The following is a 12,682-nucleotide window of genomic DNA, read 5'->3' as shown; positions in this document are numbered from 1 at the left end:
TTTTTTCAATGACTCCAACTATCGTATTCTATATTTTAATCAGTATTATTTGTATTAAATTTATTTTTGATACCGTACTCAATTATTTAAATTCTAAGCATTTTAATGATAAAATACCCGATGAACTCAAAGGTATTTATAATGATGAAGAATATCTAAAATCTCAACAATACAAAAAAGAAAATTATAAATTTTCATTCATTTCAAGTACTTTTTCTATAATTGCCACACTCTTATTTTTTATAGTTGATGGATTTGCTTTTGTTGATACTTTGGCAAAAAGCATCACTAGTAATTCCATTTTAGTAACGCTCGTATTCTTTGGAATAATTGCATTGGCAAGCGATATTTTTTCAATCCCTTTTTCATATTACAAAACCTTTGTAATTGAAGAAAAATTTGGATTCAACAAATCTACTAAAACTACGTTTGTTTTAGATAAACTAAAAGGCTGGATGATGTTATTAATTATTGGGGGAGGAATTTTAGCTTTAATCACTTGGTTTTATCAAATTACTACAAATACTTTTTGGTTATATGCTTGGCTTTTAATAAGTGTTTTTACAGTGTTTATGAATATGTTTTACTCTAAATTAATTGTTCCGTTATTTAATAAACAAAAACCATTAGTTGAGGGAGAACTAAAAACCGAAATTGAGAATTTTGCCAAAAAAATTGGGTTTAAACTTCAAAATATATTTGTAATTGATGGCTCTAAACGTTCAACTAAGGCAAATGCATACTTTTCTGGTTTTGGTTCACAAAAAAGAATTACCTTATATGACACATTAATAAATGATTTAGAAACTAATGAAATTGTAGCGGTGTTAGCTCATGAAGTAGGACATTATAAACAAAAACATATTATTTACAATCTTATCGCATCTATACTTTTAACAGGCTTTATGTTATATATTTTATCATTAATGGTAAGTAATCAAGTTTTATCTCAAGCTTTGGGAGTTGAACAAGCTAGTTTTCATATTGGTTTAATTGCATTTAGCGTTTTGTATAGCCCTATTTCTGAATTTACCAATTTTATTATGAATATTTTATCTAGAAAATTTGAATATGAAGCCGATGATTATGCCAAAAAACATTACAATGCCAATGCTTTAATTTCATCTTTAAAAAAACTTTCAAAAAACAGTTTAAGTAACTTAACGCCTCATCCACTATATGTTAAATTTCATTATTCACATCCAACATTATTGCAAAGAATTTTAAATTTAAAAAAATAATAATTTACAATTGCATAGTTAAATTTTAAATGTAATTTTAATCAATGACATACAATTTATCAACAGAAGAAGAAAATAAAGAAATAGCTAGACGCTATAAAGATTTACTAAAAGGCGCCTACCAAACATTTACAGATGCAGACAAAAAAGAAATTAGAAAAGCATTTGACTTATCGGTAGAAGCGCATAGTAGTCAGCGTAGAAAAACTGGCGAACCTTATATTTACCATCCCATTGCAGTAGCTAAAATTGTAGCGTATGAAATTGGTTTGGATACCACCTCTATTGTTGCAGCCCTTCTTCATGATGTGGTAGAAGATACAGAATATACTATTGAAGATATTGAGCGTTTGTTTGGCGAAAATGTGGCTCGAATTGTAAATGGATTAACTAAAATTTCTCACTTAAAAAAAGATCAAGATGCCTCTGTACAAGCCGAGAATTTTAGAAAAATGCTACTAACCCTTAACGATGATGTTCGAGTTATTTTAATAAAAATAGCAGACCGTTTGCATAATATGCAAACAATGGATGCTATGCCACATGAAAAACAAGTTAAAATTTCCTCTGAAACACTATATATCTATGCTCCCTTAGCTCATAGACTTGGTTTATACAATATAAAAACTGAACTAGAAAATTTAGGTTTAAAATATACCGAGCCAGAAGTTTATAGCGATATTGCCAAAAAAATCACCCAAAGTAAGGAAGAACAGAATAAATATATTGAGTCCTTTTCAAATATTATAAGTGATACTCTTGATAAAGAAGGTTTTAAATATTACATAAAAGGAAGAAGAAAATCCATCTATTCTATTAGAAAAAAGATGCTTTCACAAGGCGTTACTTATGATGAAATTTATGATAAATTTGCCATTAGAATTATTTATAAATCTACTTTAAAAAATGAAAAGTTTGATGCTTGGAAAATATATTCGATAGTAACAGATCACTTCATTCCTAACCCAAGTAGGTTAAGAGATTGGATTAGCCAACCAAAATCTACGGGCTACGAATCTCTTCATATAACCGTAATGGGACCAAAAGGGAAATGGGTGGAAGTTCAAATTCGTTCAGAAAGAATGAATGAAATTGCAGAAAAAGGTTATGCCGCACATTATAGATATAAAAATAAAAATGAACGTGAAAGTGGCTTAGATGATTGGTTGAATAAAATTAAAGAAACTCTTGAAAATTCAGATAGTAATGCTGTTGATTTTGTTGAAGACTTTAAATTAAATTTATACTCGAAAGAAATTTATGTGTTTACTCCTAACGGAGACTTAAAAGCACTTCCAAAACATGCCACCGCATTAGATTTTGCATTTGCTATTCACACACAAGTAGGTATGACCTGTCGTGGAGCAAAAGTAAACGGAAAATTAAAACCCATAAGCCACGAGTTATTTAGTGGAGATCAAGTAGAAATTATTACCTCAAAAAGTCAAAAACCAAATATTGGTTGGTTAGACTTTGTTGTTACTGCAAGAGCTAGAACACGTATTAAAAGTGCTTTAAAAGAAGGACAAAAGAAAATAGCTGAAGAAGGAAAAGAAATTTTAGCCAGAAAACTGAGACATCTTAAAATAAACCTTAATGAAAAAGTTGTAAATGATTTAGTAACCCATTTTAAACTTAAAACCAGTTTAGATTTATTTTATAGAATGGGTAACGGGTCTATTGATAACAACCAACTTAAAGAATTTATTTCTAAACGAAATAATGCTTTTGTAAATTTCTTTAAAAATAGGATAAAAAGAAGTTCTAGCAATCCAGACTTTATAGAAAAAGATGAAATTGTAGATAAATATGATTCGCTAGTTTTTGGCAAAGAAGAAGAACGATTAGACTATAAAATGTCACAATGTTGCAATCCAATACCAGGAGATAAAGTATTTGGCTTCATCACAATTAATGATGGTATAAAAGTTCATAAACAAGACTGCCCAAACGCTATAAGCCTACAAGCAAATTATGCTTACAGAATTATGAGCGCAAAATGGATAGACTCTTCTAAACAAGAATTTAAGGCGATTTTGAAAATTTATGGTGCAGACCATGTAGGAATGGTAAATGAAATTACACAAGTAATTTCTAGAAATATGAGTGTAAATATCCATAGCTTAAACATTTCTGGCAACGATGGCATTTTTGAAGGAAAAATAACGGTGAGTGTAGTCAATCAATCTCAACTTCAAAAATTAAGTGATAGTATTAAAAAAATTGAAGGAATAGAAACTGTTGAAAGAATATACAAACACTAGTTTATTCACAATAAAAGTTAATAAATAAGAAAAAAATCAGGTTAAATATTTAAAAAATAGAAGTAACTTTGTCGTTTAGGTTTAAACTCAAATTTAGTGATTTATGAGTAGCGAAAATCAAAAAATTGTAAAAACTGTTTTTGTTAATTTTTTAGAAGCAAATAGCCATAGAAAAACACCAGAACGTTTTGCAATTCTTCAAGAAATTTATGATTTAGATGATCATTTTGACATTGAATCTCTTTACATTCAAATGAAAAATAAAAACTATAGAGTTAGTAGAGCAACACTTTACAATACTATAGAATTATTATTAGAGTGTGGGTTGGTAAGAAAACATCAATTTGGTCAAAACCAAGCACATTATGAAAAATCTTATTTTGATAAACAACATGACCATGTAATTTTAACCGATACTGGTGAAGTTATTGAATTTTGTGATCCTAGAGTTCAAATTATCAAAAAAACTATTGAAGACACCTTTAATATCGATATTCACAATCACTCGCTCTATTTTTACGGAACAAAAAAACAAAACAACAACTAACATATATTAAACAACATGGCTGTTAACTTATTACTAGGACTACAATGGGGAGATGAAGGAAAAGGAAAAATTGTAGATGTCCTTACAAAAAATTATGATATTATTGCACGTTTTCAAGGAGGTCCTAACGCTGGACATACCTTAATTTTTGATGGACATAAACACGTATTGCACACTATTCCTTCAGGGATATTTCACAAAAATGCAGTAAATGTTGTTGGAAATGGCGTAGTAATTGACCCCGTCATTTTCAAAAAAGAATTAGAGAATTTGGCGCAATTTAATTTAGATATCAAATCTAAATTACTTATTTCAAGAAAAGCACACTTAATTTTACCAACACATCGTCTTTTAGATGCTGCTAGTGAAACTTCAAAAGGAAAAGCTAAAATTGGTTCTACACTTAAAGGTATTGGTCCAACTTATATGGATAAAACTGGAAGAAATGGAATGAGAGTTGGAGATTTAGAATTAGAAGACTGGAAAGAAAAGTACCAAGCACTTACTGAAAAACACATTAAAATGATCGATTTTTTTGATGTTGATATTGAGTATAATTTAGAAGAACTTGAAACGGAATTTTGTGAAGCTATAGAAGTGTTAAAACAACTTACCTTTATAGATAGTGAAGAGTATTTAAACAATGCCATAAAAAATAAAAAAACCATTTTAGCTGAAGGTGCACAAGGCTCTTTATTAGATATTGATTTTGGAACCTATCCTTTTGTAACTTCATCAAATACAACTGCTGCTGGTGCTTGTACCGGTTTAGGAGTAGCGCCAAATAAAATTGGGGAAGTTTTTGGAATATTTAAAGCCTATACAACTCGTGTAGGATCTGGTCCATTTCCAACTGAATTATTTGATAAAGATGGAGAATTAATGGCTAAAGTTGGTCACGAATTTGGAGCTACTACTGGCAGGCCAAGACGTTGTGGCTGGTTAGATTTAGTAGCCTTAAAATATGCTGTGCAAATCAATGGTGTTACACAATTAATGATGATGAAAGGAGATGTTCTTTCTGGGTTTGATACTTTGAAAGTATGTACCTCATACAACTATAAAGGAACCGAAGTAAATCATTTACCATACAACATTGAAGAACACAACGTAACACCCATTTATACTGAACTTAAAGGTTGGAAAGAAGATTTAACTTCTATGACAAGCGTAGAAACTTTACCAAAAGAATTAAACGATTATATTAAATTTATTGAAGATTTTGTTGAAGTCCCTGTAAAAATTGTATCTGTAGGTCCAGATCGAAAACAAACTATTTTAAAATAAATTTAAAAGCTTCTTTATTGAAGCTTTTTTTTTAACGAATAGTTATCAATTAAAAAAAAACTTTTTCATTAGTTTTGCTATTAAATCTAAAAATTTGAAAAATATCTTATTCATACTTATTGCTTTTATTAGCATTCAAAGTTTTTCTCAATCTAAAAGAGTTAAAATTTTAAAAGCAGATAATACCTTTGTTAAGCCTGAATATCCTGGTGCTACCATAGTTTTAGGAAATGTTTTTGTGGAGCATGAAGGCGCAACGCTTAGGTGTGATAAAGCCTATATTTACCAAGATATAAAATTGATAAAAGCCATTGGTAACGTAATTATGAACCAAGGTGATACGGTTTTTCAATATAGTAAGTATGCCGATTATGATGGTTTAAAAAAAATGGCTACTTCTTGGGGTGATGTTCTTTTAAAAGATGAATTAATGGAGTTACGTACCGATACTCTTCATTTCGATAGAATTAATCAACATTTATACTATAAAAGCGGAGGAACTATTAAAGACACCACAAATGTTTTAAAAAGTAAAATTGGTAATTATTATTTAAGAACCAATAAATTTCAAGCATTTGACAGAGTTGATGTGTTAAATAAAGATGGTAGCACTTTAGTTTCCAACCATTTGGATTATTATACAAGTACTGGAATTGCAGATTTATACGGTCCTTCAACAATTACTACAGATGGCAATAAAATTTATACCGAAAAAGGGCATCATAATTCTAAAACAAACATTTCTCACTTCTTAAAAAATTCCAAAATATTTTATGGAGATAGAACTATTGAAGGCGATAGTTTGTATTACAACAAAAATATTGAATATGCTTCAGCAACTGGAAATATAAAGGTTATTGATACCACAAATAATTCGTTCATCAAAGGAAATTTTGCTGAATATTTTAAATTAAAAGACTCTGTTTATATTACCGATAAAGCAGAAGCCATCACAATTATGGAAAATGATTCAATTCATATTCATGGTGATATTTTAATGGTTACAGGCAAAGTTGAAGATAGAATTGTTAAAGCTTATAACCATGTAAAAATTTTTAAATCTGATTTACAAGGTAAATGCGATTCTTTAATCACTTTTGAAAAAACTGGATTAACAAAATTACTTACTAATCCAGTTTTATGGGCGCAAGGAAACCAAATTACTGGAGACACTATACATTTAATTTCAAATACAAAAACTGAACAACTTGATTCTTTAAAAGTATTAAATAATGCCTTTATGATACAAAAAGATTCAGCTGGATACAGTCAGTTAAAAGGTAAAAATATGTATGGCAAATTTTTAAATAATCAACTAAAAACATTAGATGTAGTTGGAAATAGTGAAGTGGTATTTTATATCCGTGATGAATTTAACGTATTAGTAGGTATTAATAAAATGATGAGTAGTAAAAATATTTTTATTACTCTTGGAGACAATCAAATTGAACAGGTTGATTTTATTCAAAAACCTGAAGGAAAAACCTACCCTCCTTCCGAATTTGAAAAATTAAATGAAAATGAAAAACTTTTAAAAGGCTTTATTTGGAGAGAAGATGAGCGACCAAAGAAAAAAGAAGATATCTTTATCAAAGACGTAACTGCTGAAGTACCAAAAAAAGATAAATTGGAAAAACCTTTACCTAAAGAAAGAATTAAAGATTGAAAAAGGACTTTTTAAAATATCAAGCACAAACTGGTAGTCATCCACTTGCCTTAGAAATTTCTCATGCAAATGGTAATTATGTTTATGATTCTGTAGGGAAAAAGTATTTAGATTTTATTGCTGGAGTATCTGCAAACACCTTAGGTCATAATCATCCTAAAATTTCTGAAGCAATTAAACAACAGGTTGATAAATATACTCATGTAATGGTTTATGGAGAGTTTATACAACAACCTCAAGTTGAGCTTTGTAAATTATTAGTGGAACATCTACCTAAAAGTTTAGAAACTGTTTACCTAACCAATTCGGGTACTGAAGCTACCGAAGGTGCTTTAAAATTAGCCAAGAGAATTACTGGTAGAAGTGAAATTATAGCTGCAAAAAACGCTTATCATGGAAATACGCAAGGAGCTATGAGCGTTTGTGGAAAGGAGGAACAAAATAGTGCTTTTAGACCTTTAATTCCTGGAATCAAATTTATTGAATTTAACAATGAATTTGATTTAATTCAAATTACTAAAAATACTGCAGCAGTAATTTTAGAAACTATACAGGGCGGAGCTGGTTTTATTGAACCTCAAAATAATTTCCTAAAAAAAGTTAAAGAACAGTGTTTAAAAGTTGGAGCACTATTAATTTTAGATGAAATTCAATCTGGAATTGGAAGAACAGGAACATTTTTTGGATTTGAAAATTACAATGTTATTCCTGACATTATTGTTGCAGGTAAAGGTTTAGGAGGTGGAATGCCTATTGGAGCATTTATTTCTTCAAATAAAATAATGAGTAGTTTAAAAGAGAACCCCAAATTAGGACACATAACCACTTTTGGAGGGCATCCTGTTATTGCAGCTGCAGCACAAGCTACATTATTAGAACTTTTTAATTCTACTTTAATTCAACAAACACTTGAAAAAGAAGCCTTATTTAGAAAATTACTAGTTCATCCATTAATTACAGAAATACGAGGAAAAGGCTTAATGCTTGCTGCTATGGTTGAAACAAGTGAAATTGCTTCAAAAGTTATTTTAGAATCCTTAGATAAAGGTTTGTTATTATTTTGGTTGCTTTTTGAAGATAGAGCCATTAGAATTACGCCTCCTTTAACAATATCAGAAAATGAAATTTATGAAGGCTGTAATATAATTATTGATATTTTAAACAATATACTCTCTGATTTATAGATTTTTACTTAACTATAAATTAACAAATCTCCTACTTTTAAATTCTACAAAGTTAAATATTTGTTAATATAGTACTATGCATTGCATAATAGCGTAACAATTTGATTTTTAGGACGTCATTTAGTAACGACAACTTTAAAACTCAATATTATGAAAACTTTAAATTTAAACACACTGCAAGAACACAAAAAGAAAGTTCACTTTATCAACTTCACAAACACTAAAAGATTACAATGGGATAAATTTAGAAGATATGGATTGTATGCTTCATAACCATAAAACTATAAAATTATGATTTTAGGTAACTAAGCCTGTAGCAAAGTAAAATCTACAGGCTATTTTTTTACCCAAAAATTATTTATTTGTCCATTTAAATGATTTAATAGTAACACCAATATAACAATCATCCATACAATTATTAGGAACAAAACCACACATTTTCATTAAACCATCTTCATCGGTTTCAAAATATATCCGATTGTCTTTTTCACTTACCACTAAATATTCTGCGGCACAAGTTGTATATAAATCATCTATTGTTTGTGGAATTGCACCTTTTGAATGTTCTCCTAAATTATCAATTGTTTCAAAATAACTAATTAGCACTTCATTTTCTCCATTTTGAAGATTAAATCTATACTCTTCATAAGCTCTTGAGACTATCTCACCATCTTTTATTTCTAACTCTGTGCTACTTCCAAATCCTGTCCAAGAGACAAATGATAATTTATAGACATAGGAGTTATTATTAACTTCTTTTAATGCATTCCATGTTTTTAAACTTTTGTTATAACTATACCCCTCTTCTCCTACTTTATCAAAAATGTCATTATTTTCACTACAAGAAATTAGTAAAAAAAGAAGTACTAAAACTATGGATATTTTGTTACTCATTATTTTTAAAAATTTAAATTTATTTTGTTCCACATAATGCTTGTCTTTGGTATTCAAGTGCTGGACCATCACAAGCATTCCAAGTTCCAATTAATTTATAGTCTTGAACTAACAAGTATTCTTCTAATGTTGAAGTGCAATTTGCAATTAATTCATTTTCTTCAAAATAAGTGAATACTATAAATTCTTGTTCATTTATCGTTTTATAAGAATAACTACCTTTTACCTCAGTATTTACATCATTTCTATATCTAGATTTTAAAAATGTTCCATCAAAATTTAGCATATAAAATTCTTGCCATTCCATAGCTGTTCCTGTAGTTTCAGAACCTTCAACATTCCCTGTCATTTTAACTAATTGCCAAATTTGAGAGCTGGTTTCTTCTATAGCTTCTTCATTGTTTGAACAGCTAATAATTAATAGGTAACAGCAACATAAAACTAAATATTTTCTCATAATATCTCTTTCAAAAAAATTAAGGATCTGAAAGCATTGATAAGTAAAATCTCAGCTTATTCTAAATGAATAAGCATTGAGATTCTACAACCAAAACTATAAATTGTAATCATAAAAATTTATGAACCTATATTAACTAATACGTTGTAAATAATTGAAACGCTACAACAAAAGCGAATTATTTTTTTTGAATATTAAAATTGTAACGTAGATGCATCCCAAAACTAGAAAAATCTAATTTTTCTACTGTAGTCGGTTTTAATGAATATTTAAAATAAGGCTCAATTATAAGTGATTGCTGTTGTTTATTAATAGGTACTTCAAGTCCAAAAGAAAAGTTTAAAATATTAGCAAAATTAAACTTATTAGCATCATTAGGAGTGATTACTTTCTCATCTTTTTGCACCAATTCATACTTTACAATATTATTTCCATAGCTATCTTGCATAATAGTTGCTGATCTATCATTTACAATAAAATTTTCTTCTATGGATTGTTTTATATAAGATGTTGAAGAAAAACCTGTACTAACAAAAATATTCTTTTTATTTATTTTAAAGTTATACTTTACATTTAGTGGGATTTCTACTCCTTTAATAACTGCTTGTTTATTAATTAATTGACTACTACTCCTATAACTAACAACATCCGAAGCGTATTTTGGAGACGTATTTAAACTTAAAGTTTGATCGGAATAATAGACACCCATATTGATATCAAACTTTTTAGAAACTGGTATTTCCACCAATACACCAGCTAAAAAACCTACATCCGTACTCTCATTCGACTGATTATAATTAATTAAAGGAGATAAATTAACCCCTAATTTTATAGATTTTTTATCTATTTTATCTTCAGTAGCTACTTTTGTTTCATTTTCGAGAAGTACGAGTAAATCTTTTTTCTGAGTAATAGAATCTTCTTTTTTATTTAAGTTTAAATTGTTATCCGCTAGTTTTTCATTTAAAGATATTGAATCATTTGTTTTAAAAATTTCAATATTTTGAGCAATAATATTATTTTGTTTATCTAATTTTTCTTTAATTAATTGCTGTTGTGTAGTTTCTTTTAAGCTATTAGAACTCTTAATCTTTTTGTTTAAAACAATAGCAGCTTTACTTTTAGTAGATTTATTTATATCAATTTTTAAATCTAGTGAATTTAAACTATCTATTGGACTTGTAGTTATAAAAATCTTATTATGTTTTGTAATACTATCAATTCTTAATGAATCATTGATTTTATCTAAAATAATTTCAGGTTTATATTTTTCTTCATAGTTCGTTTTAAAGAAATAATTTCCAATACTTCCAGCCAATAATGCTATAATTAAAAAAGCAGCAACTTGCCAATAAAAAAGAATTCTTTTCTTCTTCTTTTTAGCCATGAGCTTATCCCAATGTTTTGGGTTGTAAGGATATTCATGATTTTTGGTAACATCCTTAATTTTATTTGCTAATATTTTATCAAAATTATCTTCCATATTTTAAAAGTTTTTACCTATTAAAACTCTTAATTTTTTTTTGGCTCTAGTTAAAAAAACTCTTGAAGAACTTTCACTTATTAGAAGCTTTTCAGAAATTTCATTGTGTTTAAACCCTTGAATTTCATATAAATTAAAAACAATACGCTGAATTTCAGGCAATTGATCTAATAAACTTAAAATATCTTCAACATTTAAATTATCAATAACATTTATATCTGCAAAAACCTCATTAGATTCTTCAATATCTAGATGATTTAAATGCTTTATATTTTTTCTATAATGGTCTATTGCTGTATTAATTAGTATACGCCTTAACCAGTTTTTAAAAGGGATGGTGCGGTTATATCTTTTTTTTTCTATAGAGGTAAAAACCTTTAAAAAACTATCATTCAAAATACTAACAGCTTCATCATTGGAATATGTATATAACCTACAAACAGTTAATGCATAGCCATAATACTTTTTGTACAACATTTCTTGATGTACAACACTACCTCTTTCACATTTAGAGATTAGTTGTTCTATAGCTATGTTTTTATCTAGTTCCTTTTCCAAATTGAACGACATTAATTCAATGTATGTTATTTTTTAAAAGTACTTAAAATTAATTGATACTTTCCACAATAACATCGGCTAAATCTGTTGAATTATAGGTGCTAAAAATACGATACTCACAACTATCTTTATAAACTACATCCCCCACTAATTTTTTTAAATCTACAACAAGTGTTTCTGTTATTAAAGCCTCACAGGAATCTTCACTTTCTTTATGTATTAGTAATAAATTCATATGGCTAGGCTCATCTGTATACACTAAACCATCCCATATAATTTCAAAATTATGTGGTAAACAACCTCCCGAATATGATAAATTTATTTCTATAAAATCGCCTTTACGTTTGGCATTATTTATTATATAAGAATCTCCACTACTTATATCATTTACACGATTATCATTAATTTGTTTAAAAGCTTCTTCATTTATGCGTAATACAACATTTCCATAAGAAACCAATAAACTTGAATTTTCACTATCTAATGAAGTTGAATACATTGCTGTATCGGTTTCATTTACACATGACATAGTGAGTATAATTATAATATAAAGTGACAACCGTGTAAATAATATTTTTTTCATCTAATTAAAATTTAGAGTATAATCGCAAATCATTTAGTTAAAATAAAATATGGATTTGTTCCATTAATTGATTCCCAAATTAAATCTCCATTCAACCAAATTTTTTTTTGAATAATAGCGTTCGAAGACCTGTAATAAGCCGCTTCAATTGTATCTGTTTCACTTTCGTTCCATTGTATATAAGTTAGTGGCTTATCCTCATTTTCTGAATGATTTTGAAAAATACCAATTCTAAATTCATTCTGGTGTTCATATATTCTAAAATTTCTTGGAAAATCATAGTTTGGATTATAAACCTCTTTTTTAATTCCATCAATAAGGTAATACAATTTAATATCAGATTCTTTAATACAATCTGGATGGCTTGGATTTAAAATATCTTCTCCATTAGAATTTACAATAGAAAACTCTAGTCCAACATCTAAAGTAGAGTTAAGTTCTTCTACAGACTCTTCATTACAACTAATAATGGTTAAACTAATAATTAAAACAATATACTTTTTCATTTTTTATTTTGC

The 12,682-nt window shown here is 28.1% G+C and carries 13 protein-coding genes; 7 read left to right on the top strand and 6 right to left on the bottom strand.

The window, feature by feature from the left end; genetic code table 11:
• Positions 1–8 precede the first annotated feature (8 nt).
• The 7 genes from ACFQZW_RS08845 to ACFQZW_RS08815 all read left to right on the top strand — a co-directional run bounded on the left by ACFQZW_RS08845 (position 9) and on the right by ACFQZW_RS08815 (position 8,462).
• Positions 9–1,241 carry a M48 family metallopeptidase gene (locus ACFQZW_RS08845; RefSeq protein WP_372800401.1) on the top strand — a complete coding sequence of 411 codons (1,233 nt, stop codon included), beginning with the start codon at positions 9–11 and terminating at the stop codon, positions 1,239–1,241.
• Positions 1,242–1,285: 44 nt separating this feature from the next.
• Positions 1,286–3,505, top strand: coding sequence for a RelA/SpoT family protein (locus ACFQZW_RS08840; RefSeq protein ID WP_372800399.1), 2,220 nt, complete (start codon positions 1,286–1,288; stop codon positions 3,503–3,505).
• Positions 3,506–3,608: 103 nt separating this feature from the next.
• Positions 3,609–4,052 (top strand): Fur family transcriptional regulator, encoded by a 444-nt coding sequence (locus ACFQZW_RS08835; protein WP_298262511.1) that lies wholly within the window; start codon positions 3,609–3,611, stop codon positions 4,050–4,052.
• Positions 4,053–4,067: 15 nt separating this feature from the next.
• The gene (locus ACFQZW_RS08830) at positions 4,068–5,339 is read left to right on the top strand and encodes an adenylosuccinate synthase (protein WP_372800398.1); all 1,272 of its coding nucleotides are present in this window, start codon (positions 4,068–4,070) and stop codon (positions 5,337–5,339) included.
• Between the two features lie 94 nt (positions 5,340–5,433).
• Entirely contained in the window at positions 5,434–7,005 is a 1,572-nt protein-coding gene (locus tag ACFQZW_RS08825; RefSeq protein WP_372800396.1) for an OstA-like protein, read from the top strand.
• On the top strand, positions 7,002–8,189 hold the full coding sequence (locus ACFQZW_RS08820) for an aspartate aminotransferase family protein (protein WP_386782464.1): 1,188 nt from the start codon (positions 7,002–7,004) through the stop codon (positions 8,187–8,189). Before ACFQZW_RS08825 ends, ACFQZW_RS08820 begins: the two co-directional genes overlap by 4 nt.
• 150 nt (positions 8,190–8,339) lie before the next feature.
• Positions 8,340–8,462: a hypothetical protein gene (locus ACFQZW_RS08815; RefSeq protein WP_298262507.1), complete on the top strand. Its 123-nt coding sequence runs from the start codon at positions 8,340–8,342 to the stop codon at positions 8,460–8,462.
• 81 nt (positions 8,463–8,543) lie between these two features.
• Here ACFQZW_RS08815 and ACFQZW_RS08810 read toward each other — a convergent pair whose 3' ends face one another.
• From ACFQZW_RS08810 to ACFQZW_RS08785, 6 genes are all read right to left on the bottom strand, one after another.
• Positions 8,544–9,083: a hypothetical protein gene (locus ACFQZW_RS08810; protein ID WP_386782462.1), complete on the bottom strand. Its 540-nt coding sequence runs from the start codon at positions 9,081–9,083 to the stop codon at positions 8,544–8,546.
• Positions 9,084–9,102: 19 nt separating this feature from the next.
• Entirely contained in the window at positions 9,103–9,540 is a 438-nt protein-coding gene (locus ACFQZW_RS08805; RefSeq protein WP_298262505.1) for a hypothetical protein, read from the bottom strand.
• A 178-nt stretch (positions 9,541–9,718) separates the two neighbouring features.
• A complete protein-coding gene (locus tag ACFQZW_RS08800) occupies positions 9,719–11,023 on the bottom strand; it encodes an outer membrane beta-barrel protein (protein WP_386782459.1) in 1,305 nt (434 codons plus the stop codon).
• A 3-nt stretch (positions 11,024–11,026) separates the two neighbouring features.
• Positions 11,027–11,581, bottom strand: a complete 555-nt coding sequence (locus tag ACFQZW_RS08795; protein ID WP_386782456.1) for an RNA polymerase sigma factor — start codon at positions 11,579–11,581, stop codon at positions 11,027–11,029.
• A gap of 49 nt (positions 11,582–11,630) precedes the next feature.
• Complete coding sequence (locus tag ACFQZW_RS08790; RefSeq protein WP_386782454.1) at positions 11,631–12,164, bottom strand: hypothetical protein; 534 nt, start codon at positions 12,162–12,164, stop codon at positions 11,631–11,633.
• Between the two features lie 29 nt (positions 12,165–12,193).
• Positions 12,194–12,670: a hypothetical protein gene (locus tag ACFQZW_RS08785; protein WP_298287611.1), complete on the bottom strand. Its 477-nt coding sequence runs from the start codon at positions 12,668–12,670 to the stop codon at positions 12,194–12,196.
• Positions 12,671–12,682: the final 12 nt, after the last annotated feature.

The organism is Lutibacter aestuarii, assembly GCF_042676885.1.
In the GTDB taxonomy this organism is placed as follows: domain Bacteria; phylum Bacteroidota; class Bacteroidia; order Flavobacteriales; family Flavobacteriaceae; genus Lutibacter; species Lutibacter aestuarii.
Note: the sequence above shows the minus strand (reverse complement) of the source record. Positions and strands in the feature narration are given on the sequence as shown.